Consider the following 21,517-nt stretch of genomic DNA (forward strand, 5'->3'; position numbering starts at 1 on the left):
GTGGAGGCGCAACCGGCAATCGCCTGGTCGGACGTGCGCGAGCGGCAACGATAGACTCTTGGGCGTGACGTCTGAGCTCACCCACGCTATCGACACGGTGCAGCGGGCAGCCGCCACCCCTGATCAGCCCCAGCCGTACCGCGAACTCGGCCTCAAGGACGACGAGTACGAGCGGATCCGCGAGATCCTGGGTCGCCGCCCCACTGATGCCGAGCTGGCCATGTATTCGGTGATGTGGAGCGAACACTGCTCCTACAAGTCCTCCAAGGTGCACCTGCGCTACTTCGGTGAGACCACCACCGACGAGATGCGCGCGGGCATGCTTGCCGGGATCGGCGAGAACGCCGGCGTCGTCGACATCGGCGACGGCTGGGCGGTCACCTTCAAGGTCGAATCGCACAACCATCCGTCCTACGTCGAGCCCTACCAGGGCGCGGCGACCGGCGTGGGCGGCATCGTCCGCGACATCATGGCGATGGGCGCCCGGCCGGTGGCAGTCATGGATCAGCTGCGCTTCGGCGCGGCCGACGCACCCGACACCCGCCGCGTGCTCGACGGCGTGGTCCGCGGGGTCGGCGGCTACGGCAACTCGCTGGGCCTGCCGAACATCGGCGGCGAGACGATCTTCGACCCCTCCTACGCGGGCAATCCGCTGGTCAACGCGCTGTGCGTCGGTGCGCTGCGCAAGGAAGACCTACACCTGGCGTTCGCCTCGGGTACCGGCAACAAAATCATCCTGTTCGGTGCGCGCACCGGCCTGGACGGCATCGGCGGTGTCTCGGTGCTGGCGTCGGACACCTTCTCGGGTGACGAATCCGGCGCGGGCCGCAAGAAGCTGCCGAGCGTGCAGGTGGGCGACCCGTTCACCGAGAAGGTACTCATCGAGTGTTGCCTTGAGCTGTACTCGGCCGGCCTGGTGGTCGGCATCCAGGACCTCGGCGGAGCCGGACTGTCCTGTGCCACATCCGAACTCGCTTCTGCCGGCGATGGCGGCATGCGCATCGAGCTGGACCAGGTGCCGCTGCGGGCCAAGGACATGACCCCAGCCGAGGTGCTGTCCAGCGAGTCGCAGGAACGCATGTGTGCGGTGGTGACGCCGGAGAACGTCGAGGCGTTCATGGCCGTCTGCCGCAAATGGGAGGTGTTGGCCACGGTGATCGGTGAGGTCACCGACGGGGACCGGCTGGAGATCACCTGGCACGGTGACACCGTGGTGGACGTCCCGCCTCGCACCGTGGCCCACGAAGGCCCCGTCTACCAGCGGCCGGTGGCGCGCCCCGACACCCAGGACGCCCTCGTCGCAAACACCTCGGCCAACCTGCCGCGGCCCAAGACCGGCGACGAGCTCAAGGCCGCCCTGCTGGCACTGATCGGCAGTCCGCACCTGTGCAGCCGGGCGTTCATCACCGAGCAGTACGACCGCTACGTCCGCGGCAACACCGTGCTGGCCGAGCATGCCGACGGTGGCGTGCTGCGCATCGACGAGACCACCGGCCGCGGCATCGCGGTCTCCACCGACGCGTCGGGCCGCTACACCCAGCTCGATCCGTACACCGGCGCGCAGCTGGCGCTGGCCGAGGCCTACCGCAACGTCGCGGTCACCGGGGCCACCCCGGTCGCGGTGACCAACTGCCTCAATTTCGGGTCCCCCGAGGACCCGGGGGTGATGTGGCAGTTCAGCCAGGCCGTCCGGGGGCTGGCCGATGGCTGCGCGGCTCTTGGCATTCCGGTCACGGGTGGCAACGTCAGCTTCTACAACCAGACCGGCTCGACCGCGATCCTGCCGACCCCGGTGGTCGGCGTGCTCGGCGTGATCGACGACGTGAAGCGACGCATCCCCACCGGCCTGGGTACCGAACCGGGGGAGACGCTGCTGCTGCTCGGAGACACCCACGACGAGTTCGACGGGTCGGTCTGGGCGCAGGTCACCGCCGACCATCTGGGCGGGGTTCCGCCGAAGGTGGACCTGGCCCGCGAGAAGCTGCTCGCCGAGGTGCTGACCGCGGCCTCGCGCGACGGACTGATCTCGGCCGCCCACGATCTGTCCGAGGGTGGGCTGATCCAGGCCGTGGTCGAGGCTGCGCTGGCCGGTGAAACCGGTTGCCGGGTAATCCTTCCGGAAGGCGCCGATCCGTTTGTGACCCTGTTCTCCGAGTCCGCCGGCCGGGTCCTGGTGGCCGTGCCCCGCACCGAGGAGAGCCGGTTCCGGTCGATGTGTGAGGCCAGGGACCTGCCGGTGACCCGGGTCGGCGTGGTGGACCAGGGAAGCGATTCGATCGAGGTCCAAGGACAGTTCAGCATTACGCTCGCGGAGCTACGGAGCACGTCGGAGGGCGTGCTGCCCGGGCTGTTCGGGTGACGGGGAAAACCCTCGACGAACGTCATCCCCTGCTGCGCTGGGCCTGGAGCCTGGTGCGACTGGACTTCACCGGCATCGCCGTCGGAGCCCTGTTCTTCTGTCTCTCACTGACCCCGTCGCTGCTGCCGCGCGACTGGCTGTTCGCCGGTTTGATCGGCGGCATCAACGCCGCGATCGGCTACGGCATCGGCGTCCTGTTGGGAAAAGCGCTGTACCGCTTCGTGTTACGACGCAGGACGTGGTGGCCCCCGGGTAAGCGGGTGCTGCTGGGTCTCAAGGTGGTTGTCGTCGCCGGGGCGATCACGGCATCGATCCTGATGCTGATTCCCGCCGCGGCCTGGCAACGGCAGGTCTCGGCGCTGATGGGCATGGAAGGTCCGGCCACGGCGGGCTATCTGCGGACCCTGATCATCGCGGTCGCGGTGGCGGCGGGTTTGATCGCCACGGCGCGGATGCTGCGTGACTTCGTGCGACTGCTGGCCAAGGTGTTTATCCGCCGCTGGCATCTGCACCGGGAGGTGGCCCAGTTCATCGGTACCGCCATCGTGGTGGTGCTGGTGGTCACGTTGGTCAACGGTGTGCTCTACCGCGGATTCCTGGCCGGGGCCAGCCGGGTGTTCCAGCCGCAGAACTCCACCACCCGTGAAGGCGTCAGCCAACCTTCCGAACCCGAAAGGTCCGGCAGCCCAGCGTCATTCGCAGCCTGGGATTCTCTGGGATTCCAGGGCCGCAACTTCGTCGCGACCGGCCCGCGCGCGGCCGAGCTCGAAAAAGTCAACGGCGCGCCCGCCCGCGAACCCATCCGGGTGTACGCCGGCCTGCATACCGCGGACTCCGATGATCAGCGGATCGCGGTGTTGCTCAGCGAACTTGAGCGCACCCACGCCTTCGACCGCAAGCTGCTGGTGATCGTCCCGACCACCGGCACCGGCTGGGTCAACCCGACGGCCGCCCGTGCGCTGGAGCTGATGTACAACGGGGACACCGCGATGGTCGGCATGCAGTATTCCTATCTGCCGAGCTGGATCTCGTTCATGGGCGACCGCGAGAAGTCGATGAACAACGGCCGGTTGATGATCGACGCGATCCACGCCCGTTGGGAACAACTGCCCCCCGATCACCGTCCCAAGCTGGTGCTCTACGGGGAGAGTCTGGGATCCATGGCCGGGCAGGGCGCGTTCAGCTGGTTGCCCGACATCTCCAGGATGGGCTTCTCCTCGGTGCTGTGGGTCGGCCCGCCCAACGCGAGCCCGCTGTGGCGCGGTCTGACCGTGCGCCGTGACCCGGGCACCCCGCAGGTGCGTCCGCGCTACGACAACGGCCGCACCGTCCGGTTCTCCGAGGCCGCCGACGCCGCCGAGATCGCCGCCGACGCCGCCGAACCGTGGGAGGGGACCAGGGTCCTGTTCCTGCAACACCCCTCCGACCCGATCATCTGGTGGTCGACGGATCTGCTGTTCTCCGAACCGGATTGGCTCGTCGAACCGCCAGGGACGGACCGCACCGCCTCGATGCGCTGGTACCCGATCATCACGTTCTGGCAGGTGGCCGCCGACATCACCAACGCCTCCAGCGTGCCCAACGGACACGGGCACAACTACGGCGAATCGGTACTCGACGGCTGGGCTGCGGTGGCCGCACCGGACGGCTGGACGCACGACGACACCGAACGCATCCGGCTGGCACTGGAGAAGACCGAAGCCGACAACGGGCCCGAATACTGATGGCAGCGAACCGGGTTCGCGCCGTGACGCTGGCGGCCGGCCTGGTGGCGTGGAACGGTCTGGTCGATCCGAGGCTGCCGGCCCGGTGGCAACCGCTGGTGCGCGCGGTCCTCGGCAGCGCGTTGATGTTCGGAACCGGGGCCCGGCCGGGGTTACGGCCACCGGCGTTGTGGTCGGGTGTGCGCCTGGGCGCGGCGGCCGCGACCGCGGTGAGCGCCGGTGTGGCCGCGACCTCGGCGGTGCCGATCGTCCGCACCGGCATGCGCGAAAAGACCCTGCCTGCAGCGCCCGGCAGCTGGTTGCTGCTGCGGATCCCGCTCGGGACCGTCTGGCCGGAGGAGGCCGCCTTCCGCGCCGCACTCGGCAAGGTCGCTGCCGAAGCGTTCGGCCCCGCCGGCGGTCAGGTGCTGCAGGCGACCGCGTTCGGACTGTCCCATATCGCCGATGCGCGCGCCGCAGCCCAGCCCGTGATTCCGACCGTGCTGGTCACCGGGCTCGCCGGATGGGTGTTCGGCCGGCTGGCGCAGCGGTCGGCGAGCCTGGCCGCGCCGATGCTGGCGCACCTGGCGATCAATGAGGCGGGCGCGCTGGCTGCACTGGCCTTCCGAGCCGTGCCAACAGCGCTGCCACCGCGAGGATCGCGGCCGTGACGATCAGGGGCCACAAGGTGGGCATCGAGAAATCGGTGACCCGCAGCGGGATCAACACCACACAGACCGCCACCACGGCCAGGATCAACCGCGGCGCCTGCTGTGCCGCAGCCGAACCAGCCACACGCGAATTGGCCTCGGCGACAAGCACATAGACGGCCACCAGGAGCAGCGCGGGAACCACCACCGGCAGCCTGCCGACGTAATCCTGGAACCGGGAGAAGGTCACGGCCAGAACGCACATCACCGCGGGCACCAGGAGCGCCACCTCCGGGCCGGACCCGAACAGCCGTCCCGCGACCCGGGTGGCCGCCCACATCAGGGCCAGCAACGCAGCCGAGCCCAGGCACAATGCCCCGGTGGTGAACCAGTAGAAACCGGCATCGGCGAAGAACTGGGAGATGATCAGTGAGAGATTCACGGCGGTGCTGTGGAACCCGCCGGTCGCGCCGATGTTGGCGGCCGCCAGTAGGACCACTGCGCCCAGCGCCGTAACGCCCACCGCGGTGCCCACCGGCCGCGCCACCGACTCCAGACGACCGCTCACCACGGTCGCCGCCTCGAAACCGACCAGGCCGAGGCCGAGCGGGATGGCCGCCGCCGTTGCCAGCAGGACCGAATCGACGTGGGAGCTCCCCATCATCATCGGCGGTGTACCCGCCGCCACCCGGGCCATGATCGCCAGCGCCAGGTAGACGAAGATCAGCAGGCCCACGCCGGCCAGGGCGGCAGCCGTCGCAGCCACCGCCCGGGTGGGCAGGTAGGCCACCACCGCACCCGCGATCACCACCACGGCCACCGACCAGCCGGGCCACCACCAGCCGGCCAGCGCGGTCTCCAGGTCCGGTGCGCCGGTCAGCGGCTGCAGTGCGAGAGTCAGGGCGGCGCCCACACCCAGAAGCGCATACGCGGCCAGTTGGACGAGGCTGGTGAACCGCCCCGCCGCCGGACCCACGGTGGCCGCGACCAGATCACCCGTCGACACCGCCTGCGGCGCGTACCGGTGCAGGCGGGCGAACGCGACGACCAATACCGCCGCGATCGCCGCGGCGCACAGGCCGGCGACCCCGTTGAAGATCGCAGCGCCGATCGGTGCGAGGGACAGTCCGACGGCACGCCACGCGGGCAGAGCGGGCGGCCAGGTCGCGGGCGGTTCGGGGCTCGCCGGTACTGCGCGTTTAGGCATCCGCACTGCCGTTCACAAAATCCCCTCTCACCCGAATCCCCTGGATCAAGATCGTAAGGCCGTCACGGATTGATCGTGGGCTCACCGATCTGACGGCCCCAGACGTAGTCGACAAAGATCGGTGAGCCCAGCTCGACATGGTTGTACGGCGCAATCGACAAACCGGTGTCCATCACCAGATACGGCGCAGGCCACAGGTCGGCCGTGATCGGCTTCCAACAGCCCGGCTTGCCCTCGGGCCCGCCCTTGGCGTTCACCCGTGGCAGATTGTCCGGATAGACGTAGGTGTTGCCGACGCCGATGCTCGACAAGGTTCCCGTGCTCTCGAAGGAGTATCCGTTGTCGCCGCCGAACGTCGCATAGAAGGCGGGCGCCACGTCGTGGTAGTTGCGGATGGTGCAGAACAGCTGCCCCTGGTACTTGTCGAACAGCTTCGACGTCGGGATCAGGTCCTGCGCGCCGCGCTGCAGATACGGACCGCCGCGCTCGAGGATGTCCGAACCGGTTCCGGCGAAGCCGATCGCCGCGACCAGCGCGGCATCGAGGTTACCGCGCTGGGAGTTGAAGGTGGCAGCGCTACGCGCCGCGTCGCCCAGGCCGTCGAACAGATCAGGACCGGCCGCCGCATAGCGTTCGCCGAGGTCTGCCAGTGCGGTGATGTCGTGGCGCAGCGCGGGCATGCGCGGGTTCAGATCGTCGAGGATGGTGTTGCCGTCGGCCAGAGACTGGCCGAAGGCGCTGCCCAGCCCACTCAACGCCTGGGCCGTGGCAGACAAGGTCTGGTTCAGTTTGATCGGGTCGACCTGTTCGGTGATCGCGGTGATCGTCTCGAACAACGTGTTGAACTCGGTGGTGACCGCCGTGACGTCGAGTGGGGTCGAGATCGAAACCCGTTGCGGGCTGGGATGTTCCGGAGACGTGAAGGCCACGTATTTGTTGCCGAACACCGTGGTCGCCTGGATCGAGGTCTGTACGTTGGCCGGAAGTAGGTCCAGGTATTTCGGGTTGATGTCGAGATGCACCAGAGCGCGGACCGGATCGGAGTCGGCGTCCACCGAGCCCACCCGCCCGATCGGAACACCGTTGAAGGTCACCTTCGAACCCGGATCGAGCACCAGGCCCGCGCGTGAGGCCAGCAGTGTCAGTGGGGCCCTGGGCTCGAAGGCGCCCCGGAACTGCGCCACGATCAACCCCAGTAGCAGCGCGATGATCACCAGAAACACGGCACCGGCCAAGCGGTACGGCGGATTTCGGTGATCGGCAGACATTTTGCGAGACTCTATGGCATGGCCGCGCGAGGCAATGTCGATCCGCAAAAGACCAGGGCGGCGGTCGCCGCCGTGGCCGACTGGCTGCGCGCACCCACTCACCCGGAGCCCGCCCGCACCGAACTGGCCGAGGCGGTCAGGTTGACCGCTCGCACCCTGGCCGCGATGGCGCCGGGTGCCAGCGTCGAGGTCCGGGTACCGCCCTTCGTGGCGGTGCAGTGCATCGAAGGGCCGCGGCACACCCGCGGCAATCCGCCCAACGTCGTGGAAACCGACCCGCGGACCTGGCTGCTGCTGGCCACCGGACTGCTCGATCTCGATGCAGCCGGATCCGCCGTGCAGATGTCAGGTTCGCGGGCCGGTGAAGTGGCCCGATGGTTGCCCGTGGTGCCGCTGGGGGCCTGATCACCGGAAGTAGGGATACTCCTGCACCCAGTGAAAGCCCCGATTACGCAGCGTGAACTGGTCGAGATCCAGGCGATCCAGCCATATCGTGACGTCGCGACCGGACAGCGTGCCGGTCAGCTGCAGCTGGTCCGGAGTCGGACGGGATGCGGTGAGTGTGGCCAGGGGCGTGCCGTCCGGTCCCGACACGGTGAGGTTGTGCCCGTCGACCTTGACCGGTGCGTCCACCAATTCGCCGCTCATGCGCTGATAGGTCACGACCTCGGGCAGGTCGAAAACGACTCGCTGCCAACGGTACTGGTCGGCGGTCAGCGGCGGTGCCGTCCTGTCGTCGACGTCGAACCGGCTCACCGTCCAGATCCCGTACAACTCGGGTTTGGCGCGCCCGCCGCCGTACTCGCTCCAGCTCTGCCATCCGGTCAGGACACAGCCGGCCACCATCCAGATGCCGAGTACGGCCTGGACCCGTGTCGCGATGGTGTTGGCCCTGGCACCGGCGAACAGTTCGGGTTGCACGGCCGGTTCCGTGTTGCGCTGCAGCACCAGGAAGTCGGCCAGCCGCCGGTACTGCGGCGCCAGCAGCACCAGGCCCATCAACATGAGATGCCCGGACAGGATCTTGACCGGCACGTCGAACGTCATGTTCAGCAGGAACACCTGGACCATGCTGGCCAGGGCGAGCAGCGCACCCAGCGTCGCGGTTCGGGGCACGAACAGCAGCAAGCCGGCGAGAACCTCGACCGCACCCAGTGCCATCTCGTACGGATAGGAGCTGCCCACCTGCAGCCACAGCACCGAGGCTGGGCTGAACTCGCCGTACGGGCGTAGCAACGCCGCCAACGGTGGAGCCGGCATCTGCGTCGGGATGAGCTTGGCGAATCCGTAGAACAACATCTGACCGGCCACGCACAACCGCACAAACGTCAGGAACCACACCCACAACCCCGAGTAGTCCTGCCGCTGCCGGTCCACCCACGACCACACCGCGGTGCCGACCACCGAGAAGACGAGCAGGCAGAAGATCATCACCCAGATCGCGGCCTGGTCCCCGCTGCCCGAGTCCTGATGCAGCACCGCCTCGACGCCGAAGACATGACGGCCGACCCAGGTCACCACCGGGCCCAGGACGGTCATCTGCCACATCACCGCCCGGTCCGGCAGCCAGTGGCCCACGATCCCAAGGAAGGCGAAGGTGATCTGCGCGAACAACAAACAGAACAGGCCGAAGTACAGGAAGCAGAACCGGAATGCGATCTTCGTCACCTCCGGCCAGGGTTGCGGCTGAGCCGGGTCGTCGGAATCGAGGGGATCGGTTGCCGGCTTGTCGGAGAGTTGACGCGTCACGAAATCCATCCTTGCCGTTGGCATGTAGTGGGTCGATGGGGTTAACCCGACGGTTCCGGCTACGGCTGATCACACCCTGGCGAACGGGTGGGGGAATGGCGAAGGTAGCGCCGGTTGTTGCAAAAGCCGGTGCCAGACCGGCCATTCGATTCTTTTGTTGGCCCGCCTGGACCGTAGACTCGGTTATGTCACCAACCGCCGCCCCGGGAGCAGCCCTATCGTGACTGGTCAGCAACTCGACGAAAACGAACCGCGCGAAGAGTGCGGTGTATTCGGAGTCTGGGCTCCCGGCGAGGACGTCGCCAAGCTCACCTACTACGGCTTGTACGCGCTGCAGCACCGTGGCCAGGAAGCTGCGGGCATCGCGGTGTCCGACGGCTCACAGATCCTGGTGTTCAAAGATCTCGGGCTGGTCAGCCAGGTGTTCGACGAGCAGACCCTGGCCGCGATGCCGGGCCACGTCGCCGTCGGGCACTGCCGGTACTCCACCACCGGCTCCACCACGTGGGAGAACGCCCAGCCGGTGTTCCGCAACACGGCCGCCGGAACCGGCGTCGCACTCGGCCACAACGGCAACCTGGTCAACACCGCCGAACTGGCCACAAGGGCCCGCGCCGCCGGACTGATCGACATGACGATCCGGGGGAGCGCCACCGCTCCAGCGACAACGGACTCCGACATCCTGGGTGCGCTGCTGGCCCACGGCGCCGCCGATGCGACCCTGGAGCAGGCCGCCCTCGAGCTGCTGCCCACGGTGCGCGGCGCCTTCTGTCTGACCTTCATGGACGAGAACACCCTCTACGCCGCCCGCGACCCGCACGGTGTGCGGCCGCTGGCGCTGGGCCGGCTCGACCGGGGTTGGGTCGTCGCCTCCGAGACCGCCGCCCTCGACATCGTCGGCGCCTCCTTCGTCCGCGACATCGAACCCGGTGAACTGCTGGCCATCGACGCCGACGGGGTGCGCTCCACCCGGTTCGCCAACCCTGAACCCAAGGGCTGCGTCTTCGAGTACGTCTACCTGGCCCGCCCCGACAGCACCCTGGTGGGCCGCTCGGTGCACGCCACGCGCGTCGACATCGGGCGGCGGCTGGCCCGCGAGCACCCGATCGATGCCGACCTGGTGATCGGTGTCCCGGAGTCGGGAACGCCCGCGGCGGTCGGGTACGCACAGGAATCTGGCATCCCGTTCGGGCAGGGCCTGATGAAGAACGCCTACGTGGGGCGCACGTTCATCCAGCCTTCGCAGACCATCCGGCAGCTGGGTATCCGGCTCAAGCTCAACCCGCTGCGGGAGGTGATCCGCGGTAAGCGGCTCATCGTCGTCGACGATTCCATCGTGCGCGGCAACACCCAGCGCGCACTGGTTCGCATGCTGCGGGAGGCCGGCGCGCTGGAGGTCCACGTCCGGATCGCGTCGCCCCCGGTGCGATGGCCCTGCTTCTACGGCATCGACTTCGCCACCCCGGCCGAGCTGATCGCCAACGCCGCATCCGCCGAGCACCCGGGCGAGATGCTGGAGGCAGTGCGGCACGCCATCGGCGCCGACAGCCTGGGCTACATCTCCCAGCAGGGCATGATCGCGGCCACCGAACAGCCGCCGACCAGGCTGTGCTCGGCCTGCTTCGACGGGAACTACCCGATCGAACTGCCCGGCGAGACCGCGCTCGGTAAGAACGTCGTCGAGCACATGCTGGCCACCGCAGCCCGCACCGGCGTCCCGCTGCAGCCCGACAACGACAACGCTTCGGCACTCAGGCGTCCCTGACGTCTCCGACATCGTGGCGTCCCTGACGTCTCCGGCATCGTGGCGTCCTTGACGGCGCCACCTCCTTGAGGGGTCCTTAACGCCTCCTGCGCTGTACCCCCGCAACAGCGGGGCGGTAGCCTTGCTTGCGATGACTAAGGGCGCCGAACAGCACGGCATCGCCGAACACAGCAACATTTCCTACGCTTCGGCCGGAGTGGACATCGAAGCCGGTGACCGCGCCGTCGAACTCTTCAAACCCCTCGCCGCGAAGGCGACCCGTCCGGAGGTCAGGGGTGGCCTGGGCGGCTTTGCCGGGTTGTTCGCCCTGCGGGGCGGATACCGCGAGCCGGTGCTGGCTGCCTCGACCGACGGGGTGGGCACCAAGCTCGCCGTCGCGCAGGCCATGGACAAGCACGACACCGTCGGGCTGGACCTGGTCGCCATGGTGGTCGACGACCTCGTGGTGTGCGGCGCCGAGCCGTTGTTCCTCCAGGACTACATCGCCGTCGGTCGCACCGTGCCGGAGCGCGTCAGCGCGATCGTGTCCGGTATCGCCGAAGGCTGTGTCCAGGCCGGCTGCGCCCTGCTGGGCGGTGAGACGGCCGAACATCCCGGCCTGATGGAACCCGACCACTACGACATCTCCGCGACGGGCGTCGGCGTCGTCGAGGCCGACAACGTGCTCGGGCCCGACCGTGTCCGCCCCGGCGACGTGATCATCGCCATGCGCTCCAGCGGACTGCACTCCAACGGCTACTCCCTGGCCCGCAAGGTGCTGCTCGAGATCGACCGGATGAACCTTGCCGGCCACGTCGAGGAGTTCGGTCGCACGCTCGGAGAGGAGCTGCTGGAGCCGACGCGCATCTACGCCAAGGACTGTCTGGCGCTGGCCGCCGAGACCCAGGTGCGCACGTTCTGCCACGTCACCGGTGGCGGCCTGGCGGGCAACCTGGAGCGCGTGGTGCCGCACGGGCTGACCGCGGAACTGGATCGCGGCACGTGGACGCCGGCACCGGTGTTCCAGATGATCGCCCAGCGCGGACGCATCGAGCGTGCCGAGATGGAGAAGACGTTCAACATGGGTGTCGGGATGGTCGCGGTCGTGGCCCCTGAGGACACCGATCGCGCGCTGGCCATTCTGACCGCACGTCACCTGGACTGCTGGACGCTGGGAACCGTGAAGAAGGGCGGCAAGGACAGTGTGCGCGCCCAACTGGTTGGACAGCATCCGCGGTTCTAGGCATTAGACAAGGTCGCGCTGATAAGCGACGTGCGCTGTCAGCGCGACCTGTGTCTAGGTTCTACAACGGAGTGTCGACGGCTCAGCGCCGCCAGTCATCCTCGCCCGACCAGTCTTCGGCGTCGTCATTGGCGTCACCGGAATCGGGAGATCCCGACAGCTCACGTTGGAGCTGACTGAAGTCGGTATTCGGCGAGCTGTACTTCAGGTCACGTGCAACCTTGGTCTGCTTTGCCTTCGCCCGGCCGCGGCCCATGGGGGACCCCCTCGCGCAATAACGGAGCGGCCCAATAGCTAGGCGGCTCCGATCTGTGTGTCTTTATTGTCCTGCCAACACTTTACCGTGCCCGTCCGAGAAGTGCTGTCAGGCCCTGCCTCACATCGAGTGGCCGGGGCCCGGCTGCCCTGCGTCGTTGCACAGTTGGGCGACCGTCACCAGGTTCGCCGAAGGGGCGATGAGACGGTCGTCACGTCGTCGTTGACCGGGTGAGTTTACGTGCTGGTGAGCAGTTTCACCGCTTAACGGCCTCGGAGTCGGTCGACTGCCGCGCGGCCGGCTCCGGCGGTGGCGTCGGCCTCCGGCATCGAATCGGGGTCGATCACGGCCGGTGCCTGGGCCTGCTCCCCGACGACCAGCTCGATATCGACCGGTATTCCCCGCTTGACCAGGGCCAATGCGATCGGGCCCTCGTCGGCGTGCTCGACGACCGTGCCGACGCGACCGACGTTGCGGCCGCCCGCGGTCACCGCATCGCCGGTGACCGGGCGGTCCGTGGAACCGTCGAGTTGCAGGATCACCAGCATCCGGGGCGGTTTGCCCAGGTTGTGCACGCGGGCGACGGTCTCCTGACCGCGGTAGCAGCCCTTGTCCAGGTGCACGGCCCCGACGCCGGGCCCGCCGATCCAACCGACCTCGTGGGGGATGGTCCGCTCGTCGGTGTCGACGCCCAGCCGCGGTCGTGCGGCCGCCACCCGGTGCGCCTCATAGGCCCACACCCCGGCCGGTCGGACCCCGGCATCAGCGAGCCGCCGCGTGTAGTCCGCGATCGACTCGCGTGGCACCACCAGGTCCAGTTCGATGCCGGGTGCGGGCAACCGGCGCAGGAAACCGCCGCCGGGCAGTGCCACCGCGGTCGACTCCTGCGGCAGCCCTTCGACACCCACGGCCTTGAGCACCTTCTCGTCGGCCAACCCGGGCCCCAGCAGTGACAACACCGCGAGGTCGGCCGGCTCGATCTGCACGTCGGCCCAGAACACCATCTTGCGCAGGTAGGCCAGCAGCGGCTCGCCCCGCCACGGCTCGGTGTCCACATAGGTGGTCCCCGCGAGATCGGTCTGGATCCAGTGATCTTCGACACGGCCCTGCAGGTCCAGGCTCAGGTTCTCGGTGACCGCACCGTCCGGCAATGCGCTGACGTGCTGGCTGGAGATGCTGTGCAGCCACGTCTGCCGGTCCTTGCCGGTCAGTGTGAGGACCGCCCGGTGCGAGCGATCCACCAGGACCGCGGCGCTTGCCGCTGCGCGCTGTTCACCGAGCGGATCACCGTAATGCCAGACGGCGCCGGCGTCGGGACCTGCCTCGGGCGCCGGAACCGCTGACGGTAGTGCAGTCATAGCCCAACTGTACGTTTGTCGCTCTTCGCCCAAGCTGCTCGCACGCGCAAACTACGCTGGGGCCCCATGGCGAGCCCACCAGCCGTGCTGGTCACCCTTGACGGGCAGATCCACGACCCCAACGCCCCGCTGCTGTACGCCGACGACCTGGCCGCGGTGCGCGGCGACGGGGTCTTCGAGACGCTGCTGGTGCGTGACGGCAGGCCCTGCCTCCTTGAGCCGCACCTGGCCCGCCTGGCCCAATCCGCCAAGATGTTGGATCTGCCCGTGCCGGACCTGGATTCCTGGCGGGCGGCGGTGGCGCTGGGGACCGAGTGCTGGATCGCCGACCACGACGACGACGGCGTGCTGCGCCTGGTGTACAGCCGAGGGCGCGAAAGCGGTGGCCCCGCGACTGCGTTCGTCACCATCGGCGCCCTGGCCGACCGAGTGGCCGGCGTGCGGCGCGACGGCTTGGCGGCGATCACCCTGGACCGAGGGTTGCCGCTGGGTGCCGGCGACATGCCATGGCTGGCCGCGGGTGCCAAGACCCTGTCCTACGCGGTGAACATGGCCGCGCTGCGGCACGCCGAACGGCAGGGCGCCGGCGACGTGATCTTCGTGAGCTCCGACGGCTACCTGCTGGAAGGGCCGCGGTCGACCGTTGTCATCGCGACCGAGGAGAACGATGGTCAGCCTCTGCTGCTCACCCCGCCGCCCTGGTATCCGATCCTGCGTGGCACCACCCAGCAGGCACTGTTCGAGGTAGCCCGCAACAAGGGTTACGACTGCGACTTCCGTTCCCTCAAGCCTGCGGACCTGCTTACCGCACAAGGGGTTTGGCTGATTTCCAGCATCACCCTGGCAGCTCGGGTGCACACCTTGGACGGCCGACGGCTGCCCGATGCGCCACTGGCCGCCGACATCTCCGGCCTGGTGGACGCGGCGATCCTCAGTGACCGCTGAGCCGCGCGTAAATCGCTTGTCGGCGTGAGCGGACGGGGGTAGCTTCGTGATCACACAGGGAAGGAGGTGGTCCGAGAAATTGAGTGACTTATGGACATGTGAGGTGGCTGCCCGCTAGCAGCGCCGGGGATACTGCCTGCGCGCGCTGGCGAATTCCCCGCAGCCACCCGGCCCCCGAGCCCCTCGGTCTGTCCAACCAGGTACCAAGGCTCGGGGGCCGCCCCATATCTGGGGTCGGCTGAAACCGTTACTGCGGCGGCGGGTGTGGTGCCAGTGACTGGCAGGACTGCATCGCGTCCTCCCACTGCGCCTGATCGACTCCGGGTGGTGCCGGCGGCGTCGCACCCGCACCGGGCGGCGGGCTGTCTGACCCACCCGGAGGCGGACCGTCCGGGTGGTGACCGGGTCCGCCGGGATGCTCAGGTCCGCCGGGTGCACCGGGTGTGCCCTCGGGAGGCGCGGGAATCCCGTGCTCCTGCATGCACTGTCCGAAGGCATCCGGGGTGACCGACGCCGACGGCTGCCCCGACGATGACATGGGTGCCTGCGTCGACGACTGCGCGGCCTGCGTCGGGGAATCCGTCGACTTGCCGGAGGCGCACGCGGCCGCCGAACCGATCACCGCGAGCGCGGCCAGGCCCGAAATTGCGGTTCGCACAAAGGTTTGTCTCGTCACGGCGCTCTGTCTCATGCGATGACCGTATGAGACCCCGCTGAGCGCGGATTAATCGCCGGCTATGTGTCCGCTGTGCGGCGGGCAGTTACCGCGAGAACTAGCTCGGACCGGGAGCCAGCGTGGAACACGCCTTGACGGCCTGCTGCCAGGTCTGTTGGTCGACACCGGCCGGTGGCCCGGCGACCGGGCCGGGCGCGACGGGCACGCCGTGTTCGGACAGGCAGTGCGCGTAGTTGCCGTGCTCGGCAGGCGGCTCGGTGGGAGCCGGTTGCGGCCCCTCCGACGAACACGCTCCGAGAATCGCTGCCACGGCAAGCAGACCTGCCGCGATGATCGGCCGGCGCATCAGCCGACGTACCGGGACAGTCGGGCCGACAGGTGCGGCACCAGGCCGCCGTCGGCGTCTACACGTTCCTCCACGTAGCCCAAATCTCCGCCTTCGACGATGCCGTACAACCGTTTGGCGCCCCCCACCAGCAACCCGGACTTGCTGCGGGCCAGTGCATCGGTGACCAGCTCCCAGGACGCCTGGGTGAGGGGTTTGCCGTAGAAAAGCTCGACATAGCCGGCCGAATGGGCCAGCAGCAGTTCGATGGCCTGCGACTCGTCCCGGCCGGCGGGATCCTCGGGATCGGTCACGAATCGCCAATAGCCGGTCTCGCGCAGGCCTGGGGAGTCGTATTCGCCCGATTCGTTCAGTCGCCACGACCGGGAATCCCAGTTCAGGTAGTCACCGCCGTCATGGGAAACGATGATCTGCTGGCCGAACCGGTAGTCGCCATGGGTGTCGCGGCCTTCGCCTTCGCCGCGCCAGACGCCGACCAACGGCAACAGTGCCAGCAGCGCATCGTTGAGTCCGACGCCGTCGCGCAGATTGGCGGTATCGGCGGGAACCGGGAGGTCATCGAAGACCGGAATGTTCCGGGAGGCCGTGGCCTTGGCCCGTTCAGCGGCGGCCGCTATGGCTCGGTCACCTGAGCCTCGCTCAGGGACGGAGGCCTCGGCTGGAATGTCCCGGTCGGAGGTCACGACTCGTCGGTGACGAGGCGGTACAGCGCGTACAACGCGAACCACGTGATCACCACGACGGCCGCGACGAGCATTATCTCGAAGAAGAGCACCACGGGAGTGAGTCTAGTTCCTTGTCGAAGGTGTCGGCGCCCCGGGTCGGGACGCCCCTATACACGCCGAACGTGAGCTTGTGTGTCAGATTCGTGCGAATCCTCGTACACAAGCTCACGTTCGACTGGAGGAAGGACTAGGCCGAGCTGGATGGCCTAGCTCCTTCGTCGCTAGGCAACCTTGACGTCGACCTCGTGGATGCCGGCGCCGGTCGGGGCCACGCTGGCGTCGCCGTTGCCCGCGGGGGACAGGGCGCGCAGCGTCCAGGTACCGGGAGCGGCGAAGAACCGGAAATCACCGGTTGCCGAGGCCACGACCTCAGCGGTGAACTCGTCGCTGGAGTCCAGCAGACGCACGAAGGCACCACCGACCGCCTGGCCGGAGCCGTCCACCACGCGACCGGTGATGACGGTTTCCTTCTCCAGGTCGACGCCGGCGGGCAACGTCAGTCCTTGCTTAGGTGCAGAGCACATATCAACTTCCCAACTCGATCGGGGCGCCCACCAGGGAGCCGTATTCCGTCCAACTGCCGTCGTAGTTCTTGACGTTCTGGTGTCCCAGCAGCTCCTGCAGCACGAACCAGGTGTGCGAGGAACGCTCACCGATCCGGCAGTAGGCGATGGTCTCCTTGTCTCCGTCGAGGCCCGCCGCGGCGTACAGCTGCGCCAGGTCCTCGTCGGACTTGAAGGTGCCGTCCTCGTTGGCTGCCTTGCTCCACGGAACGTTGATGGCGCCGGGGATATGCCCGGGGCGCTGGCTCTGCTCCTGCGGCAGGTGTGCCGGGGCCAGGATCTTGCCGGAGAACTCGTCGGGGGAGCGCACGTCGACCAGGTTCTTCTCGCCGATTGCGGCGATGACCTCGTCGCGGAAGGCGCGGATGTTGTTGTCGGGTGCCTTGGCCGAGTACGACGTCGCCGGGCGGCTGACGGCATCGGTGACCAGCGGGCGGCCGTCGAGCTGCCAGCGCTTGCGGCCGCCGTCGAGCAGCTTCACGTCGTTGTGGCCGTACAGCTTGAAGTACCAGTAGGCGTAGGCCGCGAACCAGTTGTTGTTGCCGCCGTACAGGACCACCGTGTCGTCGTTGCCGATGCCCTTGTCGGACAACAGCTTCGAGAACTGCTGCTGGTCGACGAAGTCACGCTTGACGGCGTCCTGCAGGTCGTCCTTCCAGTCCAGCTTGACGGCGCCGGGGATGTGGCCCTCGTCGTCGTAGGCGCTGGTGTTCTCGTCGACCTCGACGAACACCACGCCGGCGGTATCGAGATTGTTCCCGGCCCATTCGGTCGAGACCAGGACGTCGGAACGTGCCATGTAACGAATTCCTTTCGGTTGCTTGCTATTTGATATGTCTGGTGGGTGTCATGCGGGATTGGGGACGCGGCGCAGCCGAGCCACCAGGGGATAGATCTGGCAACCCAGGCAGATGCCGAAGGCGGCGTTGAGGAAGGCCGCCACCAACGCGAACGCGGTGGCGGTAAGGCCGAGCGCAGTGATGCCGAAGGCGAACCCCACGGTCCCGGCGACGGCGAAAACGAACCCGACCAACTGGGCGAACTTCAGTGGCGCAACCGGCTCACGTTCGGTGACCGGTGCCAGGCGCGGCGCGACGAACGTGGCGAACAGCCGGCCGTAGGGATGCTTGCGCGGGCCACCGGCCGCGCCGATCGCGAACACCACTGCCTGTGCGCCCAGCAGCACCGCGGCCGCGGGCTCACTCACCCCGGCGACCAGCAGCGTGCCGATCAGGACCGCGGTGGTGACCCAGGCCGCGAACCTCGGCCCCCGCACGTCCACCTGAGCAGGCTGAACACCGGTGATGGGGCGGGTGGATGTCGAAGACATGTGAAAGAACTCCTGTTGTTGTCGAAGGCCCGGTTGTGTGCAGGCTCAGGGCTCAAGGCCCGAGCGGGCGCGCGAAAGCGCGCGGCTGCGCTCAACAGCAACAACAACAGCAGCAACCCGCGACGCGGCACAGATCGACTGCGCGGCGCTTGGTGAGCACAAGCTCAAGGCGGGCTGACACGACCGACAGCTTACCCAATAACCGCCGGGTCAGGCCAACAGTGGCTCCAGCGCCGAGCGCAGGTCAGCGGCCTTGGGGACCCCGCTGGTGCGGTACTGGGGCCGCCCGTCCCGGTCGAAGATGATGGTCGTGGGCAAGGACAGGACCGAAAGCCGCCTGGCGGCTTCGGGATTGGTGTCCATGTCGATTTCAACGTGAGCAACCTCGGGCAGCTCGGCGCACACCTGGTCGACGACGCGTCGTACCCCGGCGCAGGGCCCGCACCATTCGGCTGTGAAGTGCAGCACCGTCGGGCCGGTGTCGGACAAGCCCAGGTCGCTGGTGTCTACGTCGGCGGCTTCCTTGCCCGCCCTGATCAGGCCGGCGCGCAGCGTGATGAGGCGACCGATCACATAAGCCACCCCGAGCGCGGCGATCAGCACCACGATCGCCAGCACCAACGAAGAGCTCATGACTGTCTGAACCCCGCCAGGTCGATAGTTACTCCCGACGCGATGCCCTCGATGATCACGTCGGATCCCCGGGCGCCCGCAGTGGTCGGGGCGATCCCGAACGGCAGCTTCTGCCCGGTGATGGTGTGGCTGAACTCGGCCAGCACCGCCGCGGTCTTCTCGTCGGGTACCGGTTCGTCGGCGGTTCCCGGGCCGGTCAGGATCCCGGTCGCGGTCAGCACCAGGGTGGTGTCGTCCCGGTCGGCGAAGGACAGGTCCACCGAGACGCTGACCCGTTTGTCGAGTCCCGAGCCCTTGGGGGTCCCGGTGAACACCAGCCCCTGACTGCTGGATATGCCGGACTCGGTGGTGCCCCCGGTGGCGTCGTTGGTCTCCCGCGACGGAGCCTCCACCAGCAGATCGTCGATGCCCATGAACCGGCCGATGTGGGTGGAGTCGATGATGATGCGGCTCTCGGCCTTGTTGACGGGCAGTTTCGCGTCCGGCGGGATCAGCCACGACGAGCCGCTGATATCGATGCCGTGCAGGGTGGCCTCGAGCGAGGCTTTGCCGACCACCGGGTGGTCGACGCCGGCGGCACGGATCTCGATCTCTCTGTAACGGTCGTTGCGGACCTGGGTGAGGAACGGGAAACCGAGGATGGCGACCCATGGATCCCAGCTGAGGTCGGCCGCGCTGCGAACGTTGCGGGCCAGTCGGTACTCGGCGTAGATCGCCGAACCGAAATCCGTGCCGACGACGCCGACGACAAGCGCGGTCACGGTCGCGGTGAGCCCGATCAGCAGTTTGCGCACCGGCACATTGTCGCCCACGGCTGTCTGGTCTAAGCGCTTGGCGCGGCTGATCAGCAGGTGAGGCGTTATCGTTAGATCGCAAAAGGCCGGTAACGGCTACATGTCAGTCATGAATCCGACCGTGTGGACATCGGGGTCCGGGCGATCGTGGGAAGTGATTGCCGGCGCGCCGGAGGACCCTGTTGGATCTACTGCTACTGACCGTCGACCCGCATCCGGAGTCGGTGCTGCCCTCCCTGACGCTGCTGGCGCACACGGTGCGTACGGCACCGACCGAGGTGTCGTCGCTGCTGGAGGCAGGCAGTGCCGATGTGGCGATCGTCGACGCGCGGACCGATCTGGCGGCCGCTCGCGGTCTGTGCCGACTGCTGGGCACGACGGGCACCTCGGTCCCGGTCGTCGCGGTGATCAACGAGGGCGGGTTGGTCGCGGTGAACCACGAATGGGGCCTGGACGAGATCCTGCTGCCCAGCACCGGCCCGGCCGAGATCGACGCCCGGCTGCGGCTCCTGGTCGGCCGGCGTGGTGGGGGTGCCAGTCAGGAGAACGCCGGAAAGATCACCTTGGGTGAGCTCGCGATCGACGAGGGCACCTACACCGCCCGGCTGCGCGGACGTCCCCTCGATCTCACCTACAAGGAGTTCGAGCTGCTCAAGTACCTCGCGCAGCACGCCGGGCGGGTCTTCACCCGGGCGCAGCTGCTGCAGGAGGTGTGGGGCTACGACTTCTTCGGCGGCACCCGCACCGTAGACGTGCACGTCCGTCGTCTGCGCGCCAAGCTCGGTCCCGAGTACGAAGCGCTGATCGGCACCGTCCGCAACGTCGGGTACAAGGCGGTACGCCCGTCGCGCGGCCGCCCCCCCGCAGGCGGGGCGGCCGGGACCGGAGAAGCGGCCCCTGACGAGGGCCACGGCGACGACGACTTCGAGCCGGCAAGCGACGATGCGGACGAGCCGCTCGCCGGGCGGTTACCCAGCCAGTGACCGAACTCGACTGGCGTACCGGGCTGTCAGATGCCGAACAGGCCGGGATCCGGGAACTCATCGGCGCAGCCACCGCGGTCGACGGCGTGGCCCCGGTCGGCGATCAGGTGTTGCGCGAGCTCGGCCTCGACCGGACCCGTCACCTGCTCGCGACCGACGGGACAAGACTCGTCGGGTACCTGAACCTGGCCCCGGCCGGCGCCGACGACCCGGCGATGGCCGAACTGGTGGTGCATCCGGACGCCCGACGGCGCGGTACCGGTGCGGCGCTGGCCCGTGCCGGGCTCGCCGAGGGCGGGGCCGGCACACGCATCTGGGCACACGGCAACCTCGAGGCGGCCCGCTCCCTGGCGGCCACACTCGACCTCAAGGTGGCGCGCGAGCTGCTGCAGATGCGTCGCCCGCTGAGCGACCTGCCGCCGCTGCGCACCGCCGAGGGCGTGCGGATCAGTACCTATGCCGGTCCCCAGGACGACGCCGAGATCCTGCGGGTCAACAATGCTGCCTTCGCCTGGCATCCCGAACAGGGCGGCTGGACCGAACAGGAGATCGCCGAACGGCGAAGCGAGCCGTGGTTCGACCCCGACGGTCTGTTCGAGGCGTTCGACGAGCGCACCGGCGCACTGCTGGGCTTCCACTGGACGAAAGTCCACGCCGGTGTGGGCGACGACGCGGGTCTCGGCGAGGTCTACATCGTCGGCGTCGACCCCGCCGCGCAGGGCAGAGGCCTGGGCTCGGTACTCACCCTGCTCGGCCTGCACCACCTCGCCGAGCGGTCCCTGCCGACGGTGCTGCTTTACGTCGAGGCAGATAACTCGGCGGCCGTGGCGACCTACCGAAACTTGGGTTTCGAGGTGTTCGGTGTCGACGCGGCGTATGCCGCCGGTTAACCCGTTTAGCTGTGAACACGCTGAACCTATTCACTGCTGATTCACCTGTTGTCCGCGAGCCGTCCACTGCGGCCGAATACGTTGCCGGAGAGTTC

The 21,517-nt window shown here is 68.2% G+C and carries 23 protein-coding genes; 9 read left to right on the forward strand and 14 right to left on the reverse strand.

What is annotated here, in order from left to right; all coding sequences use genetic code 11:
• Positions 1-64: 64 nt before the first annotated feature.
• The 3 genes from purL to A5779_RS19625 are packed head-to-tail and all read left to right on the forward strand — an operon-like array spanning position 65 to position 4,733.
• Positions 65-2,359: a phosphoribosylformylglycinamidine synthase subunit PurL gene (purL, locus tag A5779_RS19615; protein ID WP_064884755.1), complete on the forward strand. Its 2,295-nt coding sequence runs from the start codon at positions 65-67 to the stop codon at positions 2,357-2,359.
• The gene (locus A5779_RS19620) at positions 2,356-4,083 is read left to right on the forward strand and encodes an alpha/beta hydrolase (RefSeq protein WP_064884758.1); all 1,728 of its coding nucleotides are present in this window, start codon (positions 2,356-2,358) and stop codon (positions 4,081-4,083) included. Before purL ends, A5779_RS19620 begins: the two co-directional genes overlap by 4 nt.
• Complete coding sequence (locus A5779_RS19625) at positions 4,083-4,733, forward strand: Rv0804 family intramembrane glutamic endopeptidase (RefSeq protein ID WP_064884760.1); 651 nt, start codon at positions 4,083-4,085, stop codon at positions 4,731-4,733. Before A5779_RS19620 ends, A5779_RS19625 begins: the two co-directional genes overlap by 1 nt.
• On the opposite strand, the gene A5779_RS19630 is transcribed toward A5779_RS19625, so the two are convergent.
• Both A5779_RS19630 and A5779_RS19635 read right to left on the reverse strand, forming a co-directional pair.
• On the reverse strand, positions 4,654-5,919 hold the full coding sequence (locus tag A5779_RS19630; RefSeq protein WP_064884762.1) for a hypothetical protein: 1,266 nt from the start codon (positions 5,917-5,919) through the stop codon (positions 4,654-4,656). The genes A5779_RS19625 and A5779_RS19630 overlap by 80 nt on opposite strands.
• A gap of 62 nt (positions 5,920-5,981) precedes the next feature.
• A complete protein-coding gene (locus A5779_RS19635) occupies positions 5,982-7,187 on the reverse strand; it encodes an MCE family protein (RefSeq protein ID WP_064884764.1) in 1,206 nt (401 codons plus the stop codon).
• A gap of 18 nt (positions 7,188-7,205) precedes the next feature.
• On the opposite strand from A5779_RS19635, the gene A5779_RS19640 reads away from it, so the two are divergent.
• Positions 7,206-7,592 (forward strand): sterol carrier family protein, encoded by a 387-nt coding sequence (locus A5779_RS19640; protein ID WP_064884766.1) that lies wholly within the window; start codon positions 7,206-7,208, stop codon positions 7,590-7,592.
• Here the strand turns inward: A5779_RS19640 and A5779_RS19645 are convergent, their stop codons facing one another.
• Entirely contained in the window at positions 7,593-8,945 is a 1,353-nt protein-coding gene (locus tag A5779_RS19645) for a hypothetical protein (protein WP_064884768.1), read from the reverse strand.
• Positions 8,946-9,156: 211 nt separating this feature from the next.
• Between A5779_RS19645 and purF the strand changes: the two genes are divergently transcribed.
• Positions 9,157-10,701, forward strand: coding sequence for an amidophosphoribosyltransferase (gene purF / locus A5779_RS19650; RefSeq protein ID WP_064884770.1), 1,545 nt, complete (start codon positions 9,157-9,159; stop codon positions 10,699-10,701).
• A gap of 130 nt (positions 10,702-10,831) precedes the next feature.
• Positions 10,832-11,923, forward strand: coding sequence for a phosphoribosylformylglycinamidine cyclo-ligase (purM, locus tag A5779_RS19655; protein ID WP_064884772.1), 1,092 nt, complete (start codon positions 10,832-10,834; stop codon positions 11,921-11,923).
• Between the two features lie 82 nt (positions 11,924-12,005).
• On the opposite strand, the gene A5779_RS33070 is transcribed toward purM, so the two are convergent.
• Both A5779_RS33070 and ygfZ read right to left on the reverse strand, forming a co-directional pair.
• On the reverse strand, positions 12,006-12,179 hold the full coding sequence (locus A5779_RS33070; RefSeq protein WP_082449106.1) for a DUF3073 domain-containing protein: 174 nt from the start codon (positions 12,177-12,179) through the stop codon (positions 12,006-12,008).
• Positions 12,180-12,442: 263 nt separating this feature from the next.
• Positions 12,443-13,537 (reverse strand): CAF17-like 4Fe-4S cluster assembly/insertion protein YgfZ, encoded by a 1,095-nt coding sequence (ygfZ, locus tag A5779_RS19660; protein ID WP_064884774.1) that lies wholly within the window; start codon positions 13,535-13,537, stop codon positions 12,443-12,445.
• Between the two features lie 66 nt (positions 13,538-13,603).
• Here ygfZ and A5779_RS19665 point away from each other — a divergent pair, with 66 nt between their 5' ends.
• A complete protein-coding gene (locus tag A5779_RS19665) occupies positions 13,604-14,482 on the forward strand; it encodes an aminodeoxychorismate lyase (protein ID WP_064884776.1) in 879 nt (292 codons plus the stop codon).
• A gap of 247 nt (positions 14,483-14,729) precedes the next feature.
• Here the strand turns inward: A5779_RS19665 and A5779_RS33075 are convergent, their stop codons facing one another.
• The 9 genes from A5779_RS33075 to lmeA form a co-directional block, all read right to left on the reverse strand.
• On the reverse strand, positions 14,730-15,173 hold the full coding sequence (locus tag A5779_RS33075) for a hypothetical protein (RefSeq protein ID WP_082941758.1): 444 nt from the start codon (positions 15,171-15,173) through the stop codon (positions 14,730-14,732).
• Positions 15,174-15,255: 82 nt separating this feature from the next.
• Positions 15,256-15,504 carry a hypothetical protein gene (locus A5779_RS19675; RefSeq protein ID WP_064884780.1) on the reverse strand — a complete coding sequence of 83 codons (249 nt, stop codon included), beginning with the start codon at positions 15,502-15,504 and terminating at the stop codon, positions 15,256-15,258.
• Entirely contained in the window at positions 15,504-16,187 is a 684-nt protein-coding gene (locus tag A5779_RS19680) for a heme-binding beta-barrel domain-containing protein (RefSeq protein ID WP_064884782.1), read from the reverse strand. The genes A5779_RS19675 and A5779_RS19680 overlap by 1 nt, the downstream gene beginning before the upstream one ends.
• A 263-nt stretch (positions 16,188-16,450) precedes the next feature.
• Positions 16,451-16,753, reverse strand: a complete 303-nt coding sequence (locus tag A5779_RS19685; RefSeq protein WP_003884652.1) for a DUF1416 domain-containing protein — start codon at positions 16,751-16,753, stop codon at positions 16,451-16,453.
• A gap of 1 nt (position 16,754) precedes the next feature.
• Positions 16,755-17,591, reverse strand: coding sequence for a sulfurtransferase (locus tag A5779_RS19690; RefSeq protein WP_064884784.1), 837 nt, complete (start codon positions 17,589-17,591; stop codon positions 16,755-16,757).
• A gap of 48 nt (positions 17,592-17,639) precedes the next feature.
• Positions 17,640-18,122, reverse strand: a complete 483-nt coding sequence (locus tag A5779_RS19695; RefSeq protein WP_064884786.1) for a DUF4395 domain-containing protein — start codon at positions 18,120-18,122, stop codon at positions 17,640-17,642.
• A 91-nt stretch (positions 18,123-18,213) separates the two neighbouring features.
• Entirely contained in the window at positions 18,214-18,303 is a 90-nt protein-coding gene (locus A5779_RS34980; RefSeq protein WP_350222965.1) for an Ms5788A family Cys-rich leader peptide, read from the reverse strand.
• Between the two features lie 29 nt (positions 18,304-18,332).
• Positions 18,333-18,755 (reverse strand): thioredoxin family protein, encoded by a 423-nt coding sequence (locus A5779_RS19700; RefSeq protein ID WP_064884788.1) that lies wholly within the window; start codon positions 18,753-18,755, stop codon positions 18,333-18,335.
• Complete coding sequence (lmeA, locus tag A5779_RS19705; RefSeq protein ID WP_064884790.1) at positions 18,752-19,567, reverse strand: mannan chain length control protein LmeA; 816 nt, start codon at positions 19,565-19,567, stop codon at positions 18,752-18,754. Before lmeA ends, A5779_RS19700 begins: the two co-directional genes overlap by 4 nt.
• 164 nt (positions 19,568-19,731) lie before the next feature.
• Here lmeA and A5779_RS19710 point away from each other — a divergent pair, with 164 nt between their 5' ends.
• Positions 19,732-20,532 carry a winged helix-turn-helix transcriptional regulator gene (locus A5779_RS19710; RefSeq protein ID WP_064884792.1) on the forward strand — a complete coding sequence of 267 codons (801 nt, stop codon included), beginning with the start codon at positions 19,732-19,734 and terminating at the stop codon, positions 20,530-20,532.
• Positions 20,529-21,422 (forward strand): mycothiol synthase, encoded by an 894-nt coding sequence (mshD, locus tag A5779_RS19715; RefSeq protein WP_064884794.1) that lies wholly within the window; start codon positions 20,529-20,531, stop codon positions 21,420-21,422. Before A5779_RS19710 ends, mshD begins: the two co-directional genes overlap by 4 nt.
• Positions 21,423-21,517: the final 95 nt, after the last annotated feature.

Source organism: Mycolicibacterium peregrinum (assembly GCF_001665625.1).
Classification (GTDB): Bacteria; Actinomycetota; Actinomycetes; order Mycobacteriales; family Mycobacteriaceae; genus Mycobacterium; species Mycobacterium peregrinum_B.